The organism is Streptomyces sp. VRA16 Mangrove soil, assembly GCF_017377775.1.
Taxonomy (GTDB): domain Bacteria; phylum Actinomycetota; class Actinomycetes; order Streptomycetales; family Streptomycetaceae; genus Streptomyces.
This window is the reverse complement of sequence record NZ_JAFVLN010000008.1, coordinates 140,382-166,532: the sequence shown is the minus strand read 5'-3', so window position 1 is coordinate 166,532 and position 26,151 is coordinate 140,382. Positions and strand designations below refer to the sequence as shown.

25 protein-coding genes are annotated in these 26,151 nt (G+C 72.5%); 2 read left to right on the top strand and 23 right to left on the bottom strand.

The window, feature by feature from the left end; translation table 11 throughout:
• Positions 1 to 9 precede the first annotated feature (9 nt).
• From J3486_RS22730 to J3486_RS22660, 15 genes are all read right to left on the bottom strand, one after another.
• Positions 10 to 1,353, bottom strand: a complete 1,344-nt coding sequence (locus J3486_RS22730) for a VWA domain-containing protein (RefSeq protein WP_207823108.1) — start codon at positions 1,351 to 1,353, stop codon at positions 10 to 12.
• A gap of 82 nt (positions 1,354 to 1,435) precedes the next feature.
• A complete protein-coding gene (locus tag J3486_RS22725) occupies positions 1,436 to 2,767 on the bottom strand; it encodes a PP2C family serine/threonine-protein phosphatase (protein ID WP_229378428.1) in 1,332 nt (443 codons plus the stop codon).
• Positions 2,768 to 2,798: 31 nt separating this feature from the next.
• Entirely contained in the window at positions 2,799 to 5,321 is a 2,523-nt protein-coding gene (locus J3486_RS22720; RefSeq protein WP_229378472.1) for a serine/threonine-protein kinase, read from the bottom strand.
• A gap of 188 nt (positions 5,322 to 5,509) precedes the next feature.
• Positions 5,510 to 6,808 (bottom strand): hypothetical protein, encoded by a 1,299-nt coding sequence (locus tag J3486_RS22715; protein WP_207823104.1) that lies wholly within the window; start codon positions 6,806 to 6,808, stop codon positions 5,510 to 5,512.
• Between the two features lie 40 nt (positions 6,809 to 6,848).
• Positions 6,849 to 7,919: a glutamate ABC transporter substrate-binding protein gene (locus J3486_RS22710; RefSeq protein WP_207823102.1), complete on the bottom strand. Its 1,071-nt coding sequence runs from the start codon at positions 7,917 to 7,919 to the stop codon at positions 6,849 to 6,851.
• A gap of 14 nt (positions 7,920 to 7,933) precedes the next feature.
• Positions 7,934 to 9,334, bottom strand: a complete 1,401-nt coding sequence (locus J3486_RS22705) for a hypothetical protein (protein ID WP_229378471.1) — start codon at positions 9,332 to 9,334, stop codon at positions 7,934 to 7,936.
• Positions 9,335 to 9,532: 198 nt separating this feature from the next.
• A complete protein-coding gene (locus J3486_RS22700; protein ID WP_207823098.1) occupies positions 9,533 to 9,997 on the bottom strand; it encodes a hypothetical protein in 465 nt (154 codons plus the stop codon).
• Positions 9,994 to 10,494 (bottom strand): RNA polymerase sigma factor, encoded by a 501-nt coding sequence (locus J3486_RS22695; RefSeq protein ID WP_374194756.1) that lies wholly within the window; start codon positions 10,492 to 10,494, stop codon positions 9,994 to 9,996. The genes J3486_RS22700 and J3486_RS22695 overlap by 4 nt, the downstream gene beginning before the upstream one ends.
• Positions 10,487 to 10,936: a DUF3995 domain-containing protein gene (locus J3486_RS22690; RefSeq protein WP_207823094.1), complete on the bottom strand. Its 450-nt coding sequence runs from the start codon at positions 10,934 to 10,936 to the stop codon at positions 10,487 to 10,489. Before J3486_RS22690 ends, J3486_RS22695 begins: the two co-directional genes overlap by 8 nt.
• 287 nt (positions 10,937 to 11,223) lie before the next feature.
• Positions 11,224 to 12,210 (bottom strand): N-acetylglucosamine kinase, encoded by a 987-nt coding sequence (locus tag J3486_RS22685; protein WP_207823093.1) that lies wholly within the window; start codon positions 12,208 to 12,210, stop codon positions 11,224 to 11,226.
• Positions 12,201 to 13,466: a 6-phospho-beta-glucosidase gene (locus J3486_RS22680; protein WP_207823091.1), complete on the bottom strand. Its 1,266-nt coding sequence runs from the start codon at positions 13,464 to 13,466 to the stop codon at positions 12,201 to 12,203. The genes J3486_RS22685 and J3486_RS22680 overlap by 10 nt, the downstream gene beginning before the upstream one ends.
• Positions 13,467 to 13,497: 31 nt before the next feature.
• Positions 13,498 to 14,400, bottom strand: coding sequence for a carbohydrate ABC transporter permease (locus tag J3486_RS22675; RefSeq protein ID WP_207823089.1), 903 nt, complete (start codon positions 14,398 to 14,400; stop codon positions 13,498 to 13,500).
• Positions 14,401 to 14,403: 3 nt separating this feature from the next.
• Positions 14,404 to 15,339 carry a carbohydrate ABC transporter permease gene (locus J3486_RS22670; protein ID WP_207823087.1) on the bottom strand — a complete coding sequence of 312 codons (936 nt, stop codon included), beginning with the start codon at positions 15,337 to 15,339 and terminating at the stop codon, positions 14,404 to 14,406.
• Between the two features lie 10 nt (positions 15,340 to 15,349).
• Complete coding sequence (locus J3486_RS22665) at positions 15,350 to 16,687, bottom strand: extracellular solute-binding protein (RefSeq protein ID WP_207823085.1); 1,338 nt, start codon at positions 16,685 to 16,687, stop codon at positions 15,350 to 15,352.
• A 50-nt stretch (positions 16,688 to 16,737) separates the two neighbouring features.
• Entirely contained in the window at positions 16,738 to 17,904 is a 1,167-nt protein-coding gene (locus J3486_RS22660) for an ROK family transcriptional regulator (RefSeq protein WP_207823084.1), read from the bottom strand.
• A gap of 479 nt (positions 17,905 to 18,383) precedes the next feature.
• Here J3486_RS22660 and J3486_RS22655 point away from each other — a divergent pair, with 479 nt between their 5' ends.
• Entirely contained in the window at positions 18,384 to 18,713 is a 330-nt protein-coding gene (locus tag J3486_RS22655; RefSeq protein ID WP_207823082.1) for a hypothetical protein, read from the top strand.
• Positions 18,714 to 18,756: 43 nt separating this feature from the next.
• On the opposite strand, the gene J3486_RS22650 is transcribed toward J3486_RS22655, so the two are convergent.
• The 3 genes from J3486_RS22650 to J3486_RS22640 all read right to left on the bottom strand — a co-directional run bounded on the left by J3486_RS22650 (position 18,757) and on the right by J3486_RS22640 (position 20,478).
• Positions 18,757 to 19,539, bottom strand: a complete 783-nt coding sequence (locus J3486_RS22650; protein WP_207823070.1) for a class I SAM-dependent methyltransferase — start codon at positions 19,537 to 19,539, stop codon at positions 18,757 to 18,759.
• 1 nt (position 19,540) lies between these two features.
• Positions 19,541 to 19,699, bottom strand: a complete 159-nt coding sequence (locus J3486_RS22645) for a DUF397 domain-containing protein (RefSeq protein ID WP_307804912.1) — start codon at positions 19,697 to 19,699, stop codon at positions 19,541 to 19,543.
• Positions 19,700 to 19,941: 242 nt separating this feature from the next.
• Positions 19,942 to 20,478 (bottom strand): HNH endonuclease, encoded by a 537-nt coding sequence (locus J3486_RS22640; protein ID WP_207823067.1) that lies wholly within the window; start codon positions 20,476 to 20,478, stop codon positions 19,942 to 19,944.
• A 298-nt stretch (positions 20,479 to 20,776) separates the two neighbouring features.
• Between J3486_RS22640 and J3486_RS22635 the strand changes: the two genes are divergently transcribed.
• Positions 20,777 to 21,829 (top strand): mechanosensitive ion channel family protein, encoded by a 1,053-nt coding sequence (locus J3486_RS22635; RefSeq protein ID WP_307804898.1) that lies wholly within the window; start codon positions 20,777 to 20,779, stop codon positions 21,827 to 21,829.
• A 75-nt stretch (positions 21,830 to 21,904) separates the two neighbouring features.
• Here J3486_RS22635 and J3486_RS22630 read toward each other — a convergent pair whose 3' ends face one another.
• From J3486_RS22630 to J3486_RS22610, 5 genes are read right to left on the bottom strand one after another with little or no spacing between them, the layout of a single operon-like run.
• Positions 21,905 to 22,519 (bottom strand): hypothetical protein, encoded by a 615-nt coding sequence (locus J3486_RS22630; protein WP_207823065.1) that lies wholly within the window; start codon positions 22,517 to 22,519, stop codon positions 21,905 to 21,907.
• Positions 22,516 to 23,907 (bottom strand): hypothetical protein, encoded by a 1,392-nt coding sequence (locus J3486_RS22625; RefSeq protein WP_207823064.1) that lies wholly within the window; start codon positions 23,905 to 23,907, stop codon positions 22,516 to 22,518. Before J3486_RS22625 ends, J3486_RS22630 begins: the two co-directional genes overlap by 4 nt.
• Complete coding sequence (locus J3486_RS22620; protein ID WP_307804897.1) at positions 23,904 to 24,701, bottom strand: ATP-binding cassette domain-containing protein; 798 nt, start codon at positions 24,699 to 24,701, stop codon at positions 23,904 to 23,906. Before J3486_RS22620 ends, J3486_RS22625 begins: the two co-directional genes overlap by 4 nt.
• A complete protein-coding gene (locus J3486_RS22615; protein ID WP_207823062.1) occupies positions 24,698 to 25,570 on the bottom strand; it encodes a zf-HC2 domain-containing protein in 873 nt (290 codons plus the stop codon). The genes J3486_RS22620 and J3486_RS22615 overlap by 4 nt, the downstream gene beginning before the upstream one ends.
• Positions 25,567 to 26,142: an RNA polymerase sigma factor gene (locus J3486_RS22610; RefSeq protein ID WP_207823060.1), complete on the bottom strand. Its 576-nt coding sequence runs from the start codon at positions 26,140 to 26,142 to the stop codon at positions 25,567 to 25,569. Before J3486_RS22610 ends, J3486_RS22615 begins: the two co-directional genes overlap by 4 nt.
• Positions 26,143 to 26,151: the final 9 nt, after the last annotated feature.

The window sequence follows — 26,151 nt, the reverse complement described above, 5'->3', positions numbered from 1 at the left end:
GCTTCACCGCTACTTCTTCACGCGAACCGTCTTGGTGGACCGTGTCTCGAGTGTCATCTCGTCGGCCTCCGCGACCTTCGCCTTCAATCGAACAGTACCTTCCGCGGCGTCCACCACGTCCACCACCTTCGAAAGCAGTTTCGCCGTATCCGCGTTTCCGGAGAGTGCCGCGAGCTGCACCGCACGGCCGAGTTTCGCCGTGGCCCCGTCGACATCGCCCGCTTTGCGCGCGTCCAGGCCCTGCTGGATGACTTGTGCCAGTTCGGCCTGGCCCGTGTAGTGGGCAACCTGTGGGTTGATCGACGTAGAAGCGGCCATGTCGTCCGTCCAGACCGCGCGGACCAGGCCCTGCGAGAGGGTCTGCGCCGAGCCGTCCTGCTGCGGGATCACCAGGGAGACCCGAGCCGCCAGCATCTCCTGGCCCAGTTCGGCGTTCGGCACCTGGACACAGACGTGGTAGTCGCGGGACTCGTCGCCCCAGGAGCCGGTGGGGTAGTCGCCGGCGCGCGGGCCCGCCTCGGTGCGACGCTCCGTCAACTCCTCGACGGTGGGCGCCACTTGCTTGACGAACTTGATCTCGGAGCCGAGCGGGGTCCACAGGCGCAGCGCCACGTCGGCGACCTCTTTGCCCATCGCCGTCTCCATCATCTGCGTGAAGTCGTCGGCCAGGTGCGCCGGGTCGGCGACGATGTCGGCGGTGCCGAGCAGGGCCGAAGCGACGCCTGTGACCTCCTTCACTTCCCAGTCGGTGCCCACACCGCGGGCGTCACAGGTGAAACGGCCCGCGCACGCGTCGAGCGTCGTCCTCAGGTCCTCCGGCGACTCGTGCTCGTTGCGCCCGTCGGTCAGCAGGATGCCGTGGCGTATCGCGACGTCCGCCGACTGCAGCAGCCGGTCGGCAAGCCGCAGCCAGGTGCCGATCGCCGTGCCGCCGCCCGCGGACAGCTTGCGCAGCGCCGTCTTGGCCTGGCCGCGGGTGTGGGAGTCGGCGACCGCGAGCCGGCCGCCGCCGGGATAGACCTCCTTGGCCACGTGCGTGCCCGCGATCACCGCGAAGTGCACCCCGTCACGCAGGGTGTCGATCGCGGCGGCCGACGCCTCACGGGCACCGCGCATCTTGGTGGGCGGGTAGTCCATCGAGCCGGAGCAGTCGACCATCAGCGCGACCGCGGCGTCCGGTCCGCCGCCCGCGTTGTAGAGGTGCGGAGCGCCGACGGCGCCGCCGATGGTGCCGCCGCCCGTGGATGTCACGGTGACGATCGCGTTGACCTCGCGGCCGCCCTCCGGCAGGTACTCGTTCTGGTACACCTCCACCGAGAACTGCGGCACGTTCGACTTCGAGAAATTGGCCATGCTGACGAGTCCCCCCTGGACAAGCACGCTGCTGCGAATTCCCGGGGGCAACCCCCGGACCCCCGGCCGACAGGGCGACGGCCTAGGCCGATCCTGCCCCCTGCCACGCCCCCGGGAACGGCAGCACCGCCACTGTTACGTTGTCGTGGCCCCCGCCGTCGAGGGCGTGGCCGACCAGGACCTGCGCGGCGTGCAGCGGACGTGTCGCGGCGTCGGCCGGTACGACCTGCGCCATCTGCTCGGCCGCCTCCGCGTAGTTCCACAGTCCGTCCGTGCACACCACCACCACACCAGGCCGGTCCGGCTTGAAGGAAGCGGTGTGCGGCTCCAGTTCGTACGCGTCCGCGCCGAGCCAGCCCGTGATCGCGTGGGCCCGCTCGTCCGCGTACGCCTCCGCCTCGCTCATCAGACCCGCCGCCACCATCTGCGCGGCCCACGAGTCGTCCTCGGTGAGCCGGGCCGCGGGCGCGCTGCGGTCGTCGGGGATCCAGTAGGCGCGCGAGTCGCCGACCCAGCCGACCACGAGCAGTTCGCGCGTGACGACCGAGCCGACGAAGGTGCACGCCGGCGCGTTCTGGTGCGGCTTGTGCTCGCGGGCCGTCGCGGGCTCCTCGGCCAGCGCGTTGACCGCCTCGGCGGCCGCGACGATCGCCTCGTGCATGCCCTGCTGCGGGTGGGTGCCGCGCGGCAGGGACTCGTGCAGCGACTCGTTCGCCGCACGGGTCGCCGCGAGGGACGCGTCGTCGGGGCGGGTCGCGGAGGAGACCCCGTCGCAGACCACCGCGACGACCGCGGGGGAGCCGTCGGGCAGCGCGGCCGAGGAGATCGCGAACGCGTCCTCGTTGCGGTGGTGGCGCAGGCCGCGGTCGCTGACGGCGGCGACCGCGCCCAACTCCTGCTCCATGTGGTCGCGTTCGCGCGGCTGGGCGTGCCCGCAGTTCTCGCAGTAGCCGTCCGCGTCGACCTGCCCGGCCCGGCAGGCCACGCACAGCTTGGTGCCGGCCGGCGGGGTGGCGGCCTCGATCTCCTCGGGCGTCGCCGTACGGGGATCGGGCGCGGCCAGCGGGAAGTCGCCCTCGGCCACCTCGTCCGGCGTGCCCGGTGCGTCCGGTACGCCGTCGAAGCGGACGCCCGACGTGGGCAGTTCGCCGCCGCCGGAGTCGGTGCCCTCCAGATCGGTCGGCAGGTGCACCGGCGCGGGGGTGTCCGAACTGTCACCCGAAGAAGGACCCGCGGCGGCCGGCCACTCCACGGAGGCGTCCGGTCCGGCGTCCGGCACGGGTGGCGTCGTCGCCGACGCCGGACGGTCGTCCGGCACCGGCGCCAGCGGTGCCGATGAAAGGTCGTATCCGCACGCCCCGCAGAAGCGGTCGCTCTCTTCGAGCGGCTCCTCGCAGCTGGGACATACGGACATTGCTGTCGACTGGTGCGTCTGCGACATCAACTCACACCCACGTCCGGGGGCGGTAGCGGTTGGCCCGCTCCACCAGTTCGATCCTCTCCTCGCCCCTTGAAGCGAGCCTGGCCAGTGTCCGGTACGAGCGCTCGAGGCCCAGGCGCAGGCCGCGCTCGTCCAGGTCGTTGCCGAGCACCACCGTGCGTACGGATCCTGTCGGCTGACCGGAACCCTGCCTACCGGAGAGTACCCAGTCGAGTGCGGTGCCGAGGACCTCGGTGGACAACTGCTCGCGGCGCACGGCGTCCAGACCGAAGGCGTCGAGCGCCTCGACCTGTCCCGCGGCGGCCGTCAGATCGCCGAGCAGCGGGTCGCCGTTGGCGCTCGGGCCGCTTGAGCCGCTCGGTCCGTTCGTGCCGTTCACGGCGAGCGGGGTCTCGGCGACGCGGCCGCGCAGCCGGGCCCGGACCGCGGCGACCCGGGCCGCCGTGTAGTGGATCGAGGACTCCGGCACCGACTCCAGGGTGCGCACCGCGCCGCCCCGGTCGCCGGCCGCGAGCTGTACCCGGGACAGGCCGAACGCCGCGCTGACGTAGCTCGGGTCCGTCGTCCACACGAGGCGGTAGTACTCCGCCGCGTTGTCCAACTGCCCCAGGACCTCCGCGCACACGCCGAGCGCCAGCTTGGGGGCCGGCTCGCCGGGGAACGCGTCGTAGATCGCGTCGAACGACAGCGCCGCGTTCGCGTGGTCGCCGAGGGCGAGCGCGGCCACGCCCCGGTACCAGACCACCCGCCAGTCGTCCGGGTGATCGGCCTCGAGCGCCGCCAACCCCCGCGACGCCGAGTCGAGTTCGCCCATCTCCAGGCGGGCGCGCAGCTCCCGCAGACGCAGCTCCAGAGAGCCGGTGGGAGCCGCGTGCAGGGCCGTGATCAGCTCGGCGGGCGCCGAGGCCATCAGGCCCGCGAGGAACCCCGCGTTCGGATCGTTCGGGTCCACCCGGGGCACCGGCAGGGCCAGCGCTGTGATCCTCGCCTCCAACGGCTTCACCAGGGCCGAGGGCGACGGCGGCAGCACCGGCTGGGCCGGGACCGCGGGCAGCGCGGCCTGCTTCCTGCCCCGCGCGCGTACGGGGATCTCCCGCACCCCGAACCGCGACACGTCCCCGTCGAGACGGCCGAACAGCTCGGTGTCCGTGACCTTCACCTCGGGCCCGAACAGCGTGGACAGGGCGGGCCGCGGCCTGCTGGTCTGCAGCGCCACGACCTCGCGCAGCACACCCGTCAGCTGCTCGGCCATCTCCTGCGCGGAGGCGAACCGGCGGGCCGGGTCCGGGTCCGTGGCCCGCACCAGGAGCCGGTAGAACGACTCGTAGCGGCGGAAGACCTCGATGTTGTCGGGGTCGGGCAGGGAGTCCACGAACACGTTCGTGTAGCCCTGGAAGTCGAAGGTGAGGACCGCGAGGGTGCGGGCCACCGTGTAGAGGTCGGAGGCGACGGACGGGCCGAGCTCGGCGACCTCGGGCGCCTGGTAGCCGACCGTCCCGTAGATGGCGGACTCGTCGTCGTCCATCCTGCGGACCGCGCCCATGTCGATGAGCTTGAGCTGGTCCTCGGTCTGTATCGCGTTGTCGACCTTGAAGTCGCAGTACAGGAGGTTGCGGCTGTGCAGATGGCCGAGGGCCTCCAGCGCCTCGATGCCGTACGCGCACGCCTGCTCGACCGGCAGCGGGTCGCGTCGGCCGTCGACCGTGCGCCGCTCGTTGGCGATCTCCTTCAGCGACTTGCCGCCCACGTACTCCATGACGATGTAGCCGTCCATGGAGCCGGTGCGCTGGTCGAGGTGCTCGACGAAGTTGTAGATCCGGACGATGTTGGAGTGCTCGATCTCCGCGAGGAAGCGGCGCTCCGAGATGGCCGCCGCCATCGCGTCCTGGTCACCGGTGTCGAGCAGGCCCTTGAGGACCACCCAGCGGTCCGAGACGGCACGGTCGATGGCGAGATAGACCCAGCCCAGGCCGCCGTGCGCGAGACAGCCCACGACCTCGTACTGGCCGTGCACGATGTCGCCCGCGCCCAGCTTGGGCACGAAGGAGTACGGGTGGCCGCACTTGGTGCAGAAGCCCTCGGTGCGGCCCGGCCGGTCGCCGCGCGCGCGGCCGACGGGCGCCCCGCAGTCGGACCGCGAGCAGAATCGCTTCCGCTCGGGGACCTCGGGATTCTCCTGCACCATCGCGCGCGGGTCGGGGCGCGGCACGTCCGGCACCCGCACGAGCCCGGCACCGAGCCGCGCCCGGCCCGAACTGCTCGCGCTCGCCCCCGAACTGCGCACGGAGACGGAGCGGGACGTCGAGGCCCCCGACAGCGAACGCGACAGCCGGCCCGAGACCGACCGGCGCGACTGCGAGGACCGCGACGACGAGCGCGCCGACGCCCGGGAACTCGCCGAACCCGAGCTCTGCGAGCCGCGGGAACCACCCGCCGCGACGCCGGTCGGCGGCGACGACACCATCCCGTTCGGCGACACCACCGGGGCGAGGCCGCACGTGTCGCAATACAGCTCGCCGCCGCCCATGTCCTCGTAACTGCCGCCGCAGCCGGGACGCTGACAGGCGGACGCGGCAGGACCGGCCGCCGGTGCGGGCGCGGCCGGAGCGGCGCCCTGCGGCTTCAGCCCGCAGGTGTCGCAGTACAGCTCCCCGCCCATGTCCTCGTAACTGCCCGTACACCCGGGCCGCGTGCACTTCTGAGCCCCCGCCACGACTACGACTCCCTCTGGTCCGTGGGCGCGGACAGCACGTCCGCCGCCGCCCGTTGGTACCGCAGCACCGCCGCCTCCGCCGCGCGCAGATCGCAGGGCGCGCTCCACAGCATCCGGCGCGCCGCGTCGTAGCGCTCGACGAGCAGCGGGTCCTCGGCGAAACCGAGCCGGGACACCTTCGCCTTGTACGCGTCGAGGCGGCCGCGCAGCTCCGCGCGGACGGCCAGCGGAGCGGTCACCGCGGTCAACGACTCGCGGGCCCGCAGCAGTTCGTCCTCGGCCTTCGTCTCCAGCGACTCCAGAAGCGGGGAGAGCCGGTGCCACTGGCCGTGCCTGCGGTACTCCGCCGCCGTCGCCAGCTGCTCCTGGAGCACCGTCGGCGGTCCGGAGACGGCCGGCACCTCCGACGCGGCGATCTTCGCGAGCACCTCGCCGCGCGCCGATCTCGCCTCGGCGAGCGTGCGGTCCGCGCGCGAGAGCACGTCACGCAGCTTGCCCAGACGCGCCTCCGCGTCCTGCCGCACCGTGAGCACGGCCTCGATCTCACGGCGCACGTCCTCGATGGCCCGCGCCTCACGGTCGTACGCCGTGGTGTCCGGGCGGCCACCGCCCGGCGCCGAACTCCCGGGCGCCTTCTGCCAGTACGCGAGCGGGTCCGAGACCACTTCCGCGCGCAGCCGGGTCAGCTCGGCGGTGATCCGCTCCAGGTCGTCACCGGCCGGGTGCTCGCCGGGGCGGACCCCGACGGAGTGCGCCAGCTGGCGGGTGCGGGCCAGCTCGGCGGAGAGCAGGTCGATCCGGGCGGGCAGCGCCGACCAGACCGCGTCGGCGGCCACGACCATGTCGAGCGAGGACGCGTACAGCTCGTTCATCCGCTCCACGAGCGCGGCCAGCGTGAAGCGCTCGGAGAGCCTGGCCGGACCGGTGATCGACGGCGACGTGCCGGCGGAGCTCGCGCCCGAGGCGATCGTGACGGCCTCGCCGCGCAGCAGGTCCGTCAGCTCCACCAGGTCGTCCCTGCTGGGCCAGCGGCGCTGGGAGCGGATCCCACGGGCGGTGCGCAGCGCGCCCGCGTACGCGTCGAAGTAGGCCCACAACAGCGTGATCGCCTGCTCGGCCGACGACCAGCGGTCCCGGGTCGTCCCGGTCAGCTGTGCGCCTTCGAGCAGGCGGCGTCCCGCGTGGTCCTGGAGCGCGAGCAGCGACGTCTCGATCGCCTCGTGCTCGGCGCCGAGACGGGCCAGGGCACGGTCCACCTCGTCCCGGTCCATCACCGGACCAGGGGGTCCCGCGACGCCCATCGATCACCTCTCGCTTTCCTCGACACTCTGCTGTGTGCGGTCACTTGTACTTCGGTGCGGGCGGCCCCGACGACGGGCCGAGCGCCGGCTCCAGCCACTTGTCGTACGACGCCTGCCAGCCGCCGCCCGACTTGCGGTAGTCCTCCAGGACCTGGTTGACCCGGCGCACCAGGTCGTCCGCGCCCTTCTTCATGGCGACGCCGTAGAACTCCTTGGTGAAAGGCTTCCCCTTGAGCTCCACCGTCGGGTCCTGCGCGGCCTGGCTCGCGGCGAGCGCGCCGTCCGTGACCACCGCGTCGACCTCGCCGAGCTGGAGGCGCACCAGGCAGTCCAGCTGGTTCGGGACCGTCGTGGCGATGTCGGCGCTGTTCGGGATCGTGCCCTTCTCGCGGTCGTGGGTGAGCGCCAGCTCCGCCGTCGACCCCTTCGCCGAGCAGATCCGCTTGCCGCCCAGCGACGTGTCGTACCCGTCGATGTCCGAGGCCTTCGGGGCGAGCACCTGCTGGCCGGTCTGGAAGTACGCGGTGGAGAACGCGACGTCCTTGAGGCGCTGGCAGCTGATGGTCATCGTGCGGACCACCATGTCGACCTGGCCGCTCTTGATCGCCGGGATGCGCTGGTTGGTGGGGATGGCGCGGAAGTGCACCGAGGTGGGGTCGCCGAGGATCTCGCCCGCGATCTCGTGCGCGAGGTCGATGTCGAAGCCCTCCAGCTCGCTGGTGGCCTCCTTGCCCACCGAACCGTCGCTGTCCAGGCCCTTGTTCGGGTCGCGGTAGCCCCAGCGGTAGCTGTTCTGGTCGACGCCGACCAGGAGATAGCCGCGGTCCTTGATCGCCTTCACCGCGTCGCCGTTCTGGCTGCCCTTGCCCGGGTCGAGGCTGCGCTCCGGCTCCTCGCCCTTCACGTCCGGGGCGCAGTCGTCGGCCCTGGCCTGCACGCCGTCGGCGACACCGCCCGAGCCCAGGCCCGTGCTGCCGTCACCGCCCGCCGAGTGCGACAGGGGCGTGAGCACCGTGAACACCGCCACGAGGGCGCAGACGACGGCGACGGCCATCGCCGCCACGCCGCCCCAGCCGCGCAGACTCACCCTGCGCGCGTCCTGCTCCTCCATCACCGCACCCCCTCTCACCGGTACTCCGAAAGCCTGCGCCCGATGCCGAGCAGCGCGCCCGCCGCCGCGAGCACCGCCAGCACCGCCGCGCCGACCACGAGACCGGTCATCGCGGCGCGGCCGTCGGTGGCGTCGGCCTTGAACTGCGCCTGCTCGTGCGCCAGCGCCGTGTCGAGACTCTGGTCCACCGCATCGAAGCACTCACCCGTCGGTTTGTCGTCCTTCGAACCGATGATCTTGTCGAGCGCGCCCTGGTAGTTGCCCGCGTCGTCCTGCTTGCGGGCGTCCGTGTGGCGGCTCAGCCACTCCTTCATGGCGCCGTTCGCCTTGGTCAGCGGTGCCTCACCGGTCGCGTCACCGGAGGCGAGGACGTTCGCCGCCTTCAACTTGCCTGCCAGCGTCTTCATCTGCTTCTGGAAGTCGACGTCGTACTTGTCCTCGACCTGCTTGCCCACGTTCACCGTCTCGGCGCCCCGGCTGACCAGCGTCAGGTTCTCGCTGCCGCGGGCCTTCAGGGAGGCGATGCTCGCGTCGTGCAGCACGTTCAGCGAACGGACGCCCTGGTCGTACGAGGCGTTGAGCCCGCTGCGCGCCACCGTGTGCCCGACCACCAGCCACAGCAGCACCACCGTCGACGCGGCCGTCGCCGCGAGCAGCCCGTGGTTGAACACCCGGTTCGTCCGACGGTAGTTGCGGCGCTGCGCCCACGCGAGAGCGCCGAGCGCGACGACACCGAGCGCGACGGCGATCCACGGGTACGGTGTCGCCGCGTCGTAGTCGTCGCGCAGCCGCTGGTTCTCCTTCGTGTACAGGTCCTCGGCGGCCGGGAGCATCTCGGTCTGCATCTTCTCGTTCGCGTACCGCAGATACGCGCCGCCCAGCGGGTACCCCTGCCGGTTGTTGGCACGGGCCCGCTCGATGAGGCCCTTGTACTCGGGCAGCAGCGTGTTCAGCTTCGCGATGGTGTCGGCCGATGCGCTGCCCGGGTCGGTGCTGGCCGCGGCGGTCACGAGCTTGTCGGCGGCGGTGCGGATGTCCTTCTCGTACCGCTCGCGCACGGCCGCGGTCTCCTGGCCCCCCGCCAGGAACCCGCTGGACGCCGCCGTGTTGGCGTCCGCGAGGGAGCGGTAGATGTCGGCGGCGTCGGCGCTCAGCGGCTGGCTGGAGTGCAGCACGTCGTCGGCCGCGGCGGAACGGTCCGTCATCTGCCAGGCCGTCGTCGCGCCGAACGCGACCACGAGCAGCGCGAGGACGGCGCCGATGATGCGCAGCCGGCCCGGCTCGGTGGTGGCCGCCGCCTTCAGCCGGTCGACGCCCTCGGCCCAGGCCGTGCGGCGCGGGGCCGTCGCCGGGGCGGCCGGCGGCTGACCCGACGGCGCGCCGCCGCGGGTCTGTTGCGGCGGCACGGTGGGCATCGTGGGAACGGCGCCGTGCCCCGGTGGCGCGGTGCTCCCGTTCGGCGGGTATGTCACTTCGACCCTCCCCCATGGTCGTGCGTCGGCGGTAAGTATCGCTGCCGCGACTGACATCCGCACAGGCCTTCACTGGATCTTGTTTGCGGGCCCTGCCTTTGAACACGTGTCGGAGGGGGGATCGGTTCCCCGTGCGGCCCCTCAGACCAGGGTGCCGAGCCGGGCGACGGCCCGGCGTCCCTCGCGCCGCACCCCCAGCGGCACGAGTGCCGCACGGCCCGGCACCCGCACCCCGCCGGTGAACGCGACCCGGGTGCCGCCCGCGTCCTCGGCCGCGGCCACCCCCACGAGCAGGAACCGGCTCTGCAGCCAGCACCAGCCGGGCCGCTGCACCCCGCGCAGCCTGGCCCGCATCCCGTACCTGCTGCGGGCCAGCAGCTCGACCCGTTCGCCGCTGCGCCGCACGAGACGCATCCGGTGCAGATCGGTGACGACCTGCCCGAACTCGCCCTCCAGATCGGCCAGCAGAGCCGCCACGCGCGCGTACGGCGCGTCGATCAGGCCCTCGGTGACGGCGGCGCCGGGGATCGCGGCGGCCAGCACCCGCAGCCGCCGCACCGGGTCGAGGTCGGCACGGGGCCAGGGCACTTCGGTGCGTTCGCTCATGACGTCCACGCCTTTCGGAAGGTCTCGCGGGCCCGGGACAGCCGGGACTTGACGGTGCCGACGCGGACGCCGAGCAGCTCGGCCGCGGCCCGTTCGTCCAGGCCCTCCACGTCGCGCAGGACGAGCACGGCACGGTGCTCGGGGGAGAGCCGGTCCAGCACGTCCCGGATGTCGGCGCCGAGTTGGGCGTCCCCGCGCGCGGGCAGCGTGCTCAGGTCCACCGGGACGGCGCGCGCCGACCTGCGGGCGACGCGCACCGCCTCGCGCACGGCGATGGCGCGGGCCCAGCCGCGCAGGGCGGCCGGGTCCTTGAGCGTGCGCAGCGATCTGAAGACGGCCACCAGCGTCTCCTGCGCCGCGTCCGCGCCGTCGTCGAGCGCGATGGGGCCGCAGATCCGCCCGACGTACGGGGCCAGCCGGTCGAGCAGGGCCGCCATGGCGAGGGTGTCGCCCCGCTGGGCGGCCCGTACGGTCTCGGCGTCGACGTCCTCAGGCACGTACGGCATCCTCGCGCAGCGCCCCGCGGTCCTGCCGCGCGACCCGGGCCGCGGCGAGGGCGAGCGCGCCGCAAAGGGGCGTGTACAGGCCCAGGTTGAGCCAGTAGAAGGCGGTGCCCGGGTCCTTCGCCGCGATCCAGTACAGGCCGGCCGCGCCGCGCAGGGCCAGCCCCGCGGCCACGGCGGCCGTCCCGAGGCGCGGCAGCCGTGCTCCGGGGCGGCGGGCGCACGTGACGACGACGCCGGACGCGGTGAACAGGAGGGCGGCCAGGGGGAGCACCACGGGTGGCGTGAACGGGGCGTCCAGGCCCAGCACGGCCTGGGAGAGCGCCGGTTCGGTCCTCGCCGGCCAGGTGGAGCCGGTGGACCAGTAGACGTGGAGCAGGCCGTCGAAGGTGAGGGTGGCGGCTACGAGGGTTGCGGCGGTTCGGGGCGATGTCATTCGGGCCTCCGTAGGGTGCGCACGGCTTTGTTCGTGCGGCACCCTCCGGAGGCGGTGCGGGACGGAAAGGTTCCCGGGGATTTCGGGGAGTCCCGCCGTAGGGGGTGGGTTTGTTGCCGGGTGCGGCTTTCGTCATGGCTGGTCGCGCAGTTCCCCGCGCCCCTGGAGGTGCGCACTGCGTGCGCTACCTCCAGGGGAAGGCTGCGCGTCAGCGCATGCCTTCAGGGGCGCGGGGAACTGCGCGACCAGCCCCCACCGGACCCGCACCCGGCAACGCACCACCGGAGCTACGGCGCGTAGTGCTCCCGCACCCGGACATACGCCTCGGCGCCGGCCCCCACCGCGTCCAGACCGAGCAGCGCGGCGCCGAGTACCGGACGCTCCGAGACCACCCGCACCGCCGCCTTCGGGGCGCGGGCCGCCAGCAACTCGCGGATGCGTGCTTCCAGTTGTGGGTGGCGTGCGGCGAGCACGCTGCCACCGAGGAGGACGGGGACCTCCTCCGGAAGCAGGTCGAGCCGGCGCAGCGCGACCGTCGACATGGCCACCACTTCGTCGGCCATCCGGTCCACCACCGCGCGGGCCACCGCGTCCCCGGCCGCCGCCGTGGCGAACAGCACCGGAGTGCACTCGTGGCGCCGCGCCTCTGGGATCCGGCCCAGGTGCAACGCCTCGATCAGGGCGTACATGGAGCCGAGCCCGAAGTGGGCCGGGAGGTCGTGCATCAGGGCGGTCGCGTCGCCGCGGCCGTCCTCGGCGCGGGCCGCGAACCAGAGGGCCTCCTCCGCCAGGCCCCCGCCGCCGCCCCAGTCGCCGGACAGCTTGCCGATCGCGGGGAAGCGGGCGGTGCGGCCGTCGGGCAGCATGCCCACGCAGTTGATGCCCGCGCCGCAGACGACGGCGACGCCGCGCGGTTCGGCGTCCTCCAGGAGGCCCGCGCGCAGCACGGCGAAGGTGTCGTTGCGGACGTCGACACTGCCGCTCGACGCCCACCCGCGGCCGCGCAGGGCGAGCGCCAACTCCTTCTCCTCGACCGGGAGATCGGCGTTGGCCAGGCAGGCCGACACATGGCTCACCGTGTCGAGCCCCGCCTCGGCGAGCGCCCGGCCGACCGGGTCCGCGAGCACGTCCACGGCGGCCTCGACGCCCACCCGGGGCGGTTGGAACCCGCCGCCGCGGGCCGCGCCGACGACGGTGCCGTCGGCCGCGACCACCGCGACGTCGGTCTTGCTGTTGCCCGCGTCGATGGCGAGCAGGGTGGTGGTCAGGCCCACGCGAGATGCTCCCGGTTGTGCGCGATCAGCTGGTCGGTGAGCTGCTCGGCGTACGCGTACTGGCCCACCAGCGGGTGCGAGAGGAGCGCCTTGAAGACGCGGTCGCGGCCGCCGCGCAGCGCCGCCTCCAGGGCCAGGTCCTCGTACGCGGTGACGTTCGCGATGAGCCCCGCGTACAGCGGGTCCAGGGAGGCCACCGGCAGCGGGCGGGCGCCCTTGCCGTCCACGGCCGCCTGCACCTCGATGACCGCGTCGTCCGGCAGGAACGGCAGCGTGCCGTTGTTGTACGTGTTCACCACCTGGTACGGCGAGCCCCCTCCGCCCAGCAGCGAGGCGGCCAGGTCGACCGCTGCCTCGCTGTAGAAGGCGCCGCCCCGCTTCGCGAGCAGCGCAGGCTTCTCGTCGAGCGACGGGTCCCCGTACATGGTCAGCAACTCCCGTTCCATTTGCGCCACTTGAGCGGCGCGGGACGGCTTGGTGCGCAGCTCTCGTACGACCTCGTCATGCTGGTAGTAGTAGCGCAGGTAGTACGAGGGCACGACCCCCAGGCGGTCGACGATCGCGCGCGGCATGTGCAGGTCCTCGGCGACCGCGTCGCCGTGCTCGGCGAGCAGCCGCGGCAGCACGTTCTCGCCGTCCGGGCCGCCGAGCCGGACGCCCAGCTCCCACGTGAGGTGGTTGAGCCCGACGTGGTCGAGGTGCACCTGCGACGGCGTCACGTCGAGCAGCTTTGCGAACTTGCGCTGGAAGCCGATGGCGACGTTGCACAGGCCGACCGCCTTGTGCCCGGCCTGCAGCAGGGCCCGGGTCACGATGCCGACCGGGTTGGTGAAGTCGATGATCCAGGCGTTCGGGTTGGCGCGGCGCACGCGCTCGGCGATGTCGAGCACGACCGGCACGGTCCGCAGCGCCTTGGCGAGACCGCCGGCGCCCGTCGTCTCCTGCCCGACGCAGCCGCACTCCAGCGGCCACGTCTCGTCCTGGTTACGGGCCGCCTGCCCGCCGACGCGCAGCTGGAGCAGCACGGCGTCGGCGTCCGCGACGCCCGCGTCCACGTCGGACGTGGTGCGGATGACGCCCGGGTGCCCCTGCTTGGCGAAGATGCGGCGCGCGAGGCCGCCGACCAGCTCCAGGCGGTCCGCCGCCGGGTCGACGAGGACCAGCTCCTCGATGGGCAGGGTGTCCCGCAACCGCGCGAAACCGTCGATGAGTTCGGGTGTGTAGGTCGACCCGCCGCCGACCACTGCAAGCTTCATGACTGAATGACCGTCCTTAGCCCTTGGGGCCTTAGCCCTTTACCCCGGTGAGGGTGACGCCTTCGACGAAGGCCTTTTGTGCGAAGAAGAAGACGAGACAGACCGGCGCCATCACGAGCAGCGTCGCGGCCATCGTCAGATTCCAGTTCACGCTGTGCGCGGACTTGAAGGATTCGAGGCCGTACGACAGCGTCCACGACGCCGGGTTCTGGGCCGCGTAGATCTGCGGCCCGAAGTAGTCGTTCCAGCAGTAGAAGAACTGGAACAGCGCGATCGCGGCGATGCCCGGCTTGGCCATCGGCACCACGATCCGCAGCAGCGTGCGCAGTTCACCGCAGCCGTCGACCTTCGCCGACTCGATGTACTCCTTCGGGATCGTCAGCAGGAACTGGCGAAGGAGGAAGATCGAGTACGCGTCGCCGAACGCCATCGGGATGATCAGCGGCCACAGCGTGCCCGACAGATGGAACTGCTGCGCCCACACCAGGTACATCGGGATCACGATGACCTGAGGCGGCAGCATCATCGTCGAGATGACGAGGATCATCGCCGTGCGGCGGCCGCGGAAGCGGAACTTGGCGAGCGCGTAGGCGACCGGGATCGCCGAGCACACCGTGAACAGGGTGCCCACGACCGCGTAGAAGATCGAGTTCTTCCACCAGTCGAGGAAGCCGTCCGTCTCGAAGACCGCCTTGTAGTTCTCCCAGTGCCAGGAGTTCGGCCACAGGTCGCCGCTCATCGCCTGGTCGTCGCTCATCACGGACGTCAGGAAGACGAACACGAAGGGGAGGATGAACAGCAGGGCCACGGCGATGGCGATGCTGTGCACGGCGATCCAGTGGAGGATCTCCTTGCGGCGGGCGCGCTGCCGGGCGGGCCGGCCGAGTTCGGTGGGGGCGACGGCGGGGGCCGGGCGCAGGGTCGTCGTGGTCATGGATCAGTCCTCCGCCGAGAGCAGGCCCGAGCGCTTGCGCATGAGCAGCATGGTCACGGCCATGGCGATGACGAACAGCACGAGCGAGAGCACGCACGCCGCACCGGTGTTGAAGTTCTGGAAGCCCATCGAGTAGACGAGCTGGGGGACCGTGAGGGTCGAGTGGTCGGGGTAGCCGGGCTGGATGACGGAGCCGGGGCCGATCGAGACGCCGGACGCGATCTTTCCGGCGACCAGGGCCTGCGTGTAGTACTGCATGGTCTGGACGACCCCGGTGACCACGGCGAACATCACGATCGGGGTGATCGAGGGCCAGGTCACGTACCGGAACTTGCTCCAGGCGCCCGCCCCGTCCAGCTCCGCCGCCTCGTACTGCTCCTTCGGTACGTCGAGCAGCGCGGCCATGAAGATGACCATCAGGTCACCGATGCCCCACAGGGACAGCAGGACGAGGGACGGCTTGGCCCAGGAGGGGTCGTTGAACCAGTTCGGTCCTTCGATGCCGATCTTCGCCAGCACCTCGTTGACCGGCCCGGTCGCCGGGTTGAGGAGGAAGACGAAGGCGACGGTGGCCGCCACCGGCGGGGCGAGGTACGGGAGATAGAAGGCGGTGCGGAAGAAGCCGACGCCGCTCTTGATCTTCGTGACGAGCAGTCCGAGCGAGAGCCCGAAGACCACCCGCAGCGCCACCATCACGACGACCAGCCACAGCGTGTTCCACAGGGCGGGACCGAACAGCGGCATGTCCTGGAACACGTACTTCCAGTTCCGCAGCCCCACGAAGGTGGGCGCCTTGATCTGGTTGTAGTGCATGAACGAGAAGTAGACGGTGGCCAGCAGCGGATACGCGAAGAAGACGCTGAACCCGCTGAGCCAGGGGGAGAGGAACCCGAGCGTGCGCAGTCTGCGCCGCGCGGGCCGGGAGAGAGCGATTGCCATGGCGCGGTCCTCAGTTCTGCGACTGCAGCGTGTCGGCGTCGATGAGTGTGTCGAGGCGTTTCAGGCCGGCCCTGAGATCCGGGACCCTTCCGGCCTCCTCGGTGTACGAGAAGTCCTGCAGCTGCACGATGTACATGCCGCCGTTCGTCGACGACGGCATGACCTGGCTGTACTTGTTCTTCGCGATGTCGAGGAAGGCGCGGAACGACGGATCGGCGTCCAGCTTCGGCGACTTGAGCGCGGCGTACGTCGACGGCACGTTGTGGATGGCGTTCGCGAAGCTGACGACCTGGTCGGTGTCGGCGGTCAGGAACTTCACCAGTTCCCAGGCCGCGTTCTGGTGCTTGCTGCTGTGCGCGATACCGGCGACGGTGCCCGTCAGATAGCCGCGGCCGTACGTCTCGGCCTGGTCGTCGGGGACGGGCAGCGGGGCGACGCCCCAGTCGAACTTCGCCTTCGACTCGTCGAGCATCAGACCGCGCCACTCACCGTCGAGATGCATCGCCAGCTTGCCGCTGAGAAAGGCGTTCTGGTTCGACATCTCGTCGCCGAACGAGGTGCGGAACTTCTCCAGGGCGTTGTATCCGCCCTGCGCGTCCATCAGCTTCTTCGAGGTCTTGAAGAAGTCGTAAGTCGCCGGGTCCTTGGCGAGCCGCGACTTCCCGTCCTTGTCGAAGTAGGTCGGTCCCCACTGCGCGAACAGCCGGTCGGGGCTGTTCTGGTAGAGCCGGAAGTTCGGCATGAAGCCGACGCGCTGGTACGAACTCCCCTTCCTCTTGGTGAGTTTCTTCGCGTCGGCGATGAACTCCGACATGGTGTGCGGGGGCCGTTCGATCCCCGCCTCCTTGAAGGCGTCCTTGTTGTAGTACATGCCGAAGGCGTCGGCGAGCAGCGGCAGCGCGCACTGATTGCCGTGATAACTCGTGTAGTCCAGAAGGGACTTGGGGAATACCTTGGTCTTGTCGAGCCCGGTCTTCTTCATGAACGGGTCGAGGTCGGCCCACATGCCGGAGTCGCAGTACTGGCCGACGTTGTTGGTGGTGAACGACGAGACGACGTCCGGGGCCTCGCCGCCGCCCGCGCGCAGTGCCTGGTTGACGGTGGCGTCGGAGACGTTGCCGGTGGCCTCGACCTTGATGTTCGGGTGCAGCTTCTCGAAGCGGGCGATCGAGTCGTTGATCGCCTTCACCTCGCCGGGCGCCGACCAGCCGTGCCAGAACTTCAGCGTGACGGGCTTGGCCGGGTCGTCGTCGGCGCTGCCGGTACTCGGATTGGCGCAGCCGGCGAGCAGCAGTCCGGCCGCGGCGAGCACCACGGGTGCGCGCAGGGGTATGCGCCATCGCGGCATGGCGAACGTCCTTACGTGGAGGGGGAGTCGGGGCTTCTCTGGGAGAGGGGTCAGGCGTTGCTGGTGTCGAAGACGGTGTCGCGGGCCTGGGTGAGGGCCGTGCGCAGGGCGCCGGTGAGGATCGGGTCGTCGGCCAGCTCGCTGATGCGCAGCAGCGGCCGGGGCAGCGCGAGCCCGGTGAGCTCCCGCTCGACGCGCTCGCGCAGGGCGTCGCCGCCGGCCTGGGCGACCTGCCCGGACAGCACGACGAGTTCGGGGTCGACGACGGCGACGACGGCGGCGAGTCCGGTGGCGAGCCGCCGGGCGACCTCGTCGAGCACCCCGGGGCTGCTCAGCGCCTCGCCGAGGTTCTTGACGCCGCCCGCGAGGTGGCGCACGGCGGGCGCGGCGACCAGGCTCTGGAAGCCGCCGCCCGCGTCGGTGCGGGCGTGCACGGAGTCGTCGCCGCGGGCCAGCGGGGCGCCGGGCAGCGGCATGTAGCCGATCTCGCCCGCGCCGCCGGTGGCTCCGCGCAGCAGCATGCCGCCCAGCACGATGGCGGCACCGACGCCCTCGTCGACGTAGGCGAGCACGAAGTCGTCGTGGTCCTGGGCGGCGCCCTCGTACTGCTCGGCGAGCGCGGCGAGGTTGACGTCGTTCTCGATGGAGACGGGCGTGCCGAGCACCTCGGCGAGTTCGGCGCGCAGGGTGCGCGAGTGCCAGCCCGGCAGGTGCGGGGCGTAGCGCAGCTGGCCGGTGTGCGGGTCGATGGCGCCGGGGGTGCCGATGACGGTGGCGGTCAGGTCGTCGTGCCCGAGCCCGGCCTGCTGGAGGGCGCCCTCGACGGCCTCGGCGACGAGCTGCGCGGTGCGGTGGCGCACGTCCTCCGCCACGGCGACGGCCTCGATCCGGCGGCGGCCGCGCTCGGTGCCGGTGATGTCGGCGACGACCGCGGTGATGCCGGTCGGGTCGGCGGAGAGCGCGGCGACGTGCGCGGCGTCCGGGGCGACCTCGTAGAGCAGGGCGTTCGGGCCCGGCCGCCCGGTCTGGCTCCCGGTGGTGCGCACGAGCCCGGCGGCTTCGAGCCGCCCGAGGATCTGCGAGGTCGTCGGCTTGGAGAGCCCGGTGAGCTCACCGATCCGGGTCCGGGTGAGCGGTCCGTGCGCGACGAGCAGATCGAGCGCGGCGCGGTCGTTCATGGCGCGCAGCACGCTGGGGGTGCCGGGGGTGACGCCCATCGTCGGTCTGCCTCCTCGCAGCACTGTTAGGAAGGTTTCCTATTGGTGCGAGGAACCTAAGACGCACGTGAAGGGGGCGTCAAGAGATGGCGCCCCCTTCACGGCCAAGTCGTTATGCGGTGCTGCCCGGAGATCACGGACTTCACCGTCGTGCACGAGGTGGCGCCCTTGGCCTTGAACTGCGGGGAAAGGGAGTCGCGGTGCAGGTGGACTCGTCGTACGGGCCCAGCACCTTGCAAGCGGTGGCGAACGTGGTGCCGCGGTAGAGCAGGACGCACGCGCCCACGTCGGCGAACACCACGTCCGCGGTGCGCGTCAGCGTGGACGTCGTTTTCGCAGGTGTGGCAGCTGTGAAGGGGATGTGAATCCGGTGCGCGGGGTGGGACTGTGTACTGCGCCCACCTTCGCGCGCGGGCGCGACGGGAACGGGGATCGGGCAACGGGGGTCGGGGATCGGGGCCCGGGGAACGGGGGCAACCATGTCGGGGACGGATGCCGTGACGCGGGCGTTCGACGTCGTGTTCGTCGTCCTGGGGGCGGGGGGCCTGGTGGTGGGGGTCCGGACGCTGGTCACCGGAAGGACGGCGGTGCCGTGGCTACGCGGTCAGATACGCCGGCCCCGCTGGTGGGGCGCCTGGTCGCTGTGCTGGGCGGTGCTGCTGCTCACCCAACTCTCCGTGTTCCACGACTGGTTCGCCGCGCACGACTGGGCGCTCACTGCCCGCGTGGTGCTGGCCCTGGCGTCCGCCGTGGCGATCCTGTTCGCGGGCCCGGTACGCCGCCGCAGCCGGCACCGACGGACACGGTGACGGGGCGGGGCGGGCCCCGGCCAGGGGTCCTTTTCGGCTTGGATCACAGCCGCCGCGCCCGCAGCACCCCGGTCCGCAGCGGCAGGGTGAAGGTTCCGTGGGCCGTCTCCGGCGTGCCCGCGAGGAAGCCCCGGATCCGCCCCAGGAGGGCTTCCCGTTCCGGCTCGGGCATGACCAGGATCCCCGCGCGTGTGGCCAGGGTCGCGACGAGCGAGTCGGCGGTGCGGCGCTGTCCGTGCGCGAAGTCGGCCTGCTCCGCCGAACCGAACCGGGCGTCACCGCCGCCTCCCGGAAGGTGCAGCCGGGCCGTCGCGGCCCGCCAGGCGGCAGGCGTGTCCCGGGGCCCGACCGCCGCGCTCCCGCCGGCCCGCGCGAGCCCGGCCACCCACCCGACCTCGTCGTCCATGAGGTTCCACAGCCCGGCCAGCACCCCACCCGGCGCAAGGACCCGGGCGAGCTCCGGCCCCGCGACGGCCATGTCGAACCAGTGCAGGGCGTTGCCCGCCAGCACCGCGTCGACGGAGGCGTCCGGCAACGGAATCCGCTCGGCGCTCCCGTGCAACGCGCGCACCCCCGGCACCGCCGCGCGCAGTTCGCCCAGCATGGCCGCGTCGGGCTCGACGGCGACGACCTCGAACCCCATCCCCACGAGCACGGCGGTCAGCTTCCCGGTCCCCGCCCCGAGGTCGAGCACCCGCACCCCGGGCGCACGCCCCAGCGCCCAGCGCACCGCGTCCGGCGCGTAGTCCGGCCGGTGCTCGGCGTAGGCGCGGGCCGCCGCGCCGAACGACGACGCGTGCCGGGAGGAATCGTCGACGTGGTCCATGTCAGCGCCGGGAGTCGGTGAACGCGGTCCGACTCCGCGGCGAGACACGGAGGACGGGCTGAACGTGGGGAACCTCGGAGTCGCGGATCGCCACGACTTCCGGAACGCTGCGGGCGACTTCGACGCACTCGCCGCTGGAGGTGCTGTGGCTGGACTTCATGAATCGGAAATCGGGCAAGGTCTACCACTCCTGACGGACGCGCTCGACGAGCCCTATGGCGGAACGTGGCGAAACTCCCCAACGCCCGCCTCCACGAGGACAACCGGATGCTCATGCTCGGCTATCGGACGGATGTCCGTGGCGAGCGTGTCGTCATGGTGCAGGTCAGCCGGAACGGCTGACAGCCGCCCGTCCCATCCGGGGACGGACGGCCGCGAAACGACAAAGACCCGGATCGATGTTCAGGCGGAAATGCCTTCGATCCGGGCCAGTGCCTCGTCCGCGCCGAATGGCTGCAGGTACGGCAGCCAGCGCGGGTCCCTATGCCCGGTCCCGATGATCCGCCAGGCCAGGCCCGTCGGAGGTGCGGGCTTGTGGCGCAGGCGCCAGCCGATCTCCACCAGGTGGCGGTCGGCCTTCGTGTGATTGCAGCGGCGACACGACGCCACCACGTTGTCCCAGACGTGCTGACCCCCGCGACTGCGCGGGATGACGTGGTCGACGCTGGTTGCGACGCCACCGCAGTACATGCACCGGCCGCCGTCACGGGCGAACAGCGCACGTCGGGTGAGGGGGACAGGGCCCCGGTAGGGGACCTTTACGAACCGCTTGAGGCGGACCACGCTGGGCGCGGCGACGGTACGTGTGGCGCTGTGCATGAAGGCGCCGGACTCCTCGAGGCACGTGGCCTTGTTCTCGAGTACGAGTACGAGCGCGCGGCGGAGCGGTACGACGCCGAGGGGCTCGTACGACGCGTTGAGGACCAGGACATGCGGCACGGAATGCCTCCTTGTACGCCGGCGGCGCGTGGCTCGCGCCGGGACGATCTCGTAGTCAGTCTCCCCTCATGGCTGGTCGTGGCGCCACCATGTCCGCGTAACGGGCTGGGAGTGTTTTCGACCACATCTCCTTCATGCCCACCGCGGGAACCGCGAAGACCAGGGTGAGCACCGTCTCTCCCTAGAACATGACAACGATCCGCACACAATGCCCCGTTAGTGTGGTGGGCCTGCCCGCTCCCGTCCCCGAGTCGTGCCGCCTTGCGGCGGGCAGAGGCAACGCCTGGAGGTACCTGCCGTGATCTTGTCCGTCCTGCCGGCCGCGGGTGGAGACACCGGAAGCAGTCAGCAGCCCACGCTCAAGGACGCCCAGGAGCAGGCCGGCCAGGCCGCCAGCTGGGTCGAGGAGAACTGGTCCGCCTGGCTGGCGATCGGGCTGCGCGTCCTGCTCATCGTGGTCGTCGCCGCCGTGCTGCGCGTCGCCATCCGGCGCGCCATCACCAAGCTGATCGAGCGCATGAACCGCACCGCGCAGGCCGTCGACGGCACCGCGCTCGGCGGACTGCTCGTCAACGTCGAGCGGCGCCGGCAGCGCTCGCAGGCCATCGGCAGCGTGCTGCGGTCCGTGGCGTCCTTCGTGATTCTCGGCACAGCGGCCCTGATGATCCTCAGCGCCTTCGAGATCAATCTGGCCCCGCTGCTCGCCTCCGCCGGTGTCGCGGGTGTGGCCATCGGTTTCGGCGCCCGCAACCTGGTCACCGACTTCCTCTCCGGCGTCTTCATGATCCTTGAGGACCAGTACGGCGTCGGCGACACCGTCGACGCCGGCGTCGCCTCCGGCGAGGTCATCGAGGTCGGCCTGCGCGTCACCAAGCTGCGCGGCGCCGAGGGCGAGATCTGGTACGTGCGCAACGGCGAGGTCAAGCGGATAGGGAACCTCTCCCAGGGCTGGGCCACCGCCGGGGTCGACGTCATCGTCCGCGCCGACGAGGACCTCGACAAGGTGAAGTCGGTCCTGTCCGAGACCGGCGAGACCATGAGCAAGGCCGAGCCGTGGAACGAGATGCTGTGGGGCCCGGTCGAGGTCCTCGGCCTCGACAGCGTCCTGCTCGACTCGATGGTGGTGCGGGTCAGCGCCAAGACGATGCCGGGCAAGTCCCTCACCGTCGAGCGCGAACTGCGCTGGCGCATCAAGCGCGCCTTCGACGAGGCCGGCATCCGCATCGTGGGCGGCGCCCCGGCCGCCCTCGACGAGCCGGCGGCCGACCCGACGGCCGGGATGGCGGCGCCCTCGGCGTACGCGTCGACGACGTCGCCGCAGTCGCTGGCGGCGTCGCCGTTGCAGAAGTAGGCACTCGTCACGCCGAAGGGGGCGCCCGGAGATCCGTCTCCGGGCGCCCCCTTCCGCTGGGCCGGGACCGGCCCGTCAGGCCGGTTCCCGCCGCGCCGGAAGGCCCCGCACCACGTACGCCCCCGCCCCGAGCACGAACGCCGTCAGCGCCACGGCCCAGGCCCCCGGCTGCGGGCCCGGCTGCATCGACCAGGTCCACAGGGTCGCGCTGTGCAGATACGGCGCCGAGTACGACAGGTAGACGGCGCAGAAGTACAGCACCGTGGGCAGCCAGCTCAGCCGGGCGCCGATGACGGCCGCCGCGCCCGCGGTGATGCCGGTGGCCCCGAGGACATTGCGGACCATGGCCGCGGCGCCGTACTCCTGACCGTGGCCGGGTACGGCGAGCGCGAGCAGCGCCGCCGCCAGCGCGGTCAGGGCCAGCAGATGGGCGAGCCGCAGCGGGCGCCAGGGGCGGGCCGCGGCGCGGTCCAGCTCCTGGGCGTACTGATGCAGGCTCACCCCGATCGCGGACGAGGCGATCAGCGGGGCGAGCGCGATCAGCGGCACCCGTTCGTACGGGTCGACGAAGGCCGAGGACAGGGTCGCCGCCCACAGGGTGAACAGCGCGGCGCCCACGATCGCGGCCAGCGTCGACGCGGCCGCCCGGGAGCGGGCGTACAGCGCGCAGGGGAGCGTCGGGAGGTTCACAGGGCCGGCACCTCGCCCGGGTCACGCTCGCAGGACTGGGTCGCGGCGTAGTAGCGGCTCAGCCAGTCGCGGCGCTCGGCGGGGCGCATCGAGGCGAGCCGGGTGTAAGCGGCGTTCTCCGCCTTGAGCTCGGCGACCCGTTCGGTGTCGCCCCGCCGGCGGGCCTCGTCGAGGAGCTGCCGGTCGGACTCGACGTCGTACCCCCGGGGTGTGAGCCAGCGCTCCACCGCCCGGTCCGCCCTCGTCATGGCCGCCGTCGGCCGCACCGACTCGACCGGGCAGTCGTAGCCGTGCAGGGCCATCTGCGCCTCCCACGCGAACTGGGCGGGGTCGGTGATCCTCCCGCGGACCACCCGCCAGCCCAGGTCGACCATCGGCAGTTTCGCCTCGTCCGCGCCGGGGCGGCCCGGCAGGTCCTCGAAGCGTGTCGGCAGGTTCCGTACGCCCTTCAGCTTGGCCAGCAGCGGAGTCAGGGCCCGCGTCACCTCGGGCAGCAGCGCGGCGCGGGTGGCGTTCACACAGATCTGCGGGGTGGTGGACGTGGTGCACACCTGGTGGTGGCGGCGCGGGTCGGGGCGCACCATGTCGGCGCCGGAATGCACGAGGGTGAGCGCCGCGGCCAGGGCCACGGCGAGCGGGCCGAGCGCGGTCCAGCGGCGGCGGGCCGCGTGGGCGAGGACCGCCGTGCAGGCGAGCGCGAGGAACCACCCGGCCGTCAGCAGCGGCGCCCACCAGGCCAGCAGCTCGCGGCCGACGGCGTAGGACGGAACGGGGCCGAGGTGACGGACCGCGGACGACGACAGCTTGGTGATCAGCACGCCGAAGACGCCGTACCCCGCGACCGCGAGCACCGGAGCCGCGAGCCGCCACGGCACCGTCGCGCCCACCACATGCCCGAGCAGCGCGCACGCCGTGACGACTCCGGCGGCGCCGAGGGGCGCGGTCGGCGACGGGCTGTCCTGAAGGGCGTACGGCCAGGTGGCGAGCAGTGCCCCGCCGACCGCCAGCGCATAGCCCGCCATCAGCCACAGGACGAGCGGCAGGGCCGCCGTGCCGAAGCGGGCCAGCGGCGCACGGGCGGACGTCGCCCGCAGGTCGGCGGTGCCGCGGCGCCGCTCCCTGCCGCCCTGCCAGCACCCCGCGCCGAGCGCGAGCGGCCCGCCGAGCATCACCCCGGACAGCCGCAGCGTCTCGGTCGTCTGTGCCCAGCTTCCCTGCCAGCCGTCCGACTTGGCGACCAGCGCCCACGCCAGGGTGAGGAACAGTGCCGCACCGGCCCATGGTGCGAAGCCGCGCCGCAGTTCCGTGCGGAAGGCGCCCGGCGCCCGGCGTGGCGGTGGCGCCGGGGCCCCGGTCGCCGGTCCGCGGCCGTCGAGGAGGGCAGTCATCGCCGCACCCCCCGGCCCGGGCCGTCGCGGTGCGCCCGCAGGGCCGTGGTGTACCCGCGCTCGATCGCGTTGCCGTCCGCCTCGTCGCCGTCGCGGCCGAGGGCGGCGAGCGCCGCGGGGGTGCCCCGGTAGGCGACCGTGCCGCGCTCGATCAAGGTGACCTCGGTGCAGGCGGCGGCGACGTCCTCGACGAGATGCGTCGAGACGACGACCGTGGTCTGCTCGCCCAGCTCCCGCAACAGGGAACGGAATTCGACGCGCTGCTCGGGGTCGAGACCCGCGGTCGGCTCGTCGAGCAGAAGCAGCTGCGGATCGTTGACGACGGCCTGCGCGATGCCGACGCGGCGCACCATGCCGCCGGAGAGCGTCTTGATCTTCGCGTCGATGCGGTCCGCGAGACCGACGCGCTCGACGGCCCGCTCCACGGCCGCCCCGGTCGCCTGCGCGGGCATCTCCTTCAGCCAGGCCACGTACGCCACGAACTCGCGCACGGTGAACCCCGGGTAGTAGCCGAAGTCCTGCGGCAGATACCCGAGCCGGCGGCGCGCCGCGCGCCGGTCTCGGGAGCTCGCCAGGTCGCCGCCGAACAGCTCCACCCGGCCCGAGGCGGGGGTGGCCACGGTCGCGAGGACACGGATCAGGGAGGTCTTGCCCGCGCCGTTGGGACCGAGCAGCCCGTGCACGCCGCTGTCGAAGTCCAGGTCGACGGCGTCCAGGGCGGTGGTCCTGCGGTGCCGGACGGTCAGCCCGGACACCCGCACGGCTGCCGCGCGGGTGGTGGTCGTGGTCGTCACATCGTCTCCAGGTGGTCGTACGCGGACCGGCGTACGGCGATCAGCGCGGCGCACGCGACGAGTGCCGCCGCCCAGCCGGTCTGCGCCACGGGTCCGTCGAGGTAGAGCGAGAGCTGTTCGGCGAGCCGGGCGGACAGGAGCGCGGGCGGCCCCGCCGCGGGCACCGCCACCGCGGCCGCCCAGCCGGCCCCGACCGCGCCCGTCGCGGCGCGCAGACCCACGTACCCGCCGAGCGCCAGCGCGGCCAGGGTGAGGGCGAGACCGGGGAGCAACCAGGCCGCCGGTGCGGGGGCCTGGGCGTGCTGCGGCGTGGGCAGCAGGAGCCCGGCCACGGTCAGCAGCGGCAGGCTCACCGCGAGGACGGCCAGGGTGCGGACCAGGATCAGGCGCAGCCCGCCCGACGGCGTCGACGCGGCGATCTCGTGCAGCGGGTCGGCGTGCCGCCCGAACGACATCGCGACCCCGGCCACGGGCACCACCGGCGCGAGGGCCAGCAGCAGCGGCAGCGCCCCGTCGAACCCGGCGCCGTACGCAAGCCCCACCGCCCCCGCCGCCACCACGAGCAGCGCCAGCAGCCACGGCCCGCGCAGCGCGGGACCCACGCTCCACAGCAGCCGGGCCGGGCGCCGCACCCGGGACGCCGAGACGGGTTCCGACTCCCGCACGGCGGCGAGCAGTTCGGCCCGCACGCCGGCCAGCACCGGCGCCGCCGCCCCTGCGCGTGCCGCGCGCGAGACCCGTACGGCACACCGCCCGCACTCCTCCAGATGCCGCTCCACGGACCAGCAGTCCGGCTCGGGGAGCACGCCGTCCACGTACTGAGCGGCGGCGCTCTCGGTCACGTGCCACTCGGTGCCGGTGCCGCTCATGCGGTGCCTCCCGTGGGTTCCAGGGGTCCGGAGGCCGCCAGCGCGGCCAGTGCGGCGCGCAGTTCACGGCGGGCGCGCGACGCGCGGGTCTTGACGGTGCCCTCGGGTATGCCGAGCAGCCGCGCCGCCTCCCGGGTGGTCAGGCCGTCCACGACGGTGGCCCGGAGCACATCGCGCAGCTCCGGGGAGATCCGGTCGAGGGCGGTGCCCACGTCGCCGTACCGGAGCCCGGCCAGCACGTGCTCCTCGGCGGACGGCGCCGCGTCGGCCGCGGGCGGGTCGAACCGCTCGGCGCGCGCCTGGACCCGCTGCTGGTCGACCAGGCGGCGGGCGGCGATCGTCCACAGCCAGCCGCCGACCTCGCCGCCGCGGTGCGCGCTCGCCGAGCGCCACACCGCGAGGAACGTGTCCTGAAGCACCTCGCGCACCGCTTCCGGATCCGCGCAGCGCCGGCTCAGCCGGGCGTGCAGCCAGCCGGCGTGCCGGTCGTAGAGCGCGGCCAGGGCGTCCGCGTCACCCCGTGCGACGGCCCGCAGCAGCGCCCCGTCGCCGGTGTCTTGATCAGCCCCCATGGGCCGGAA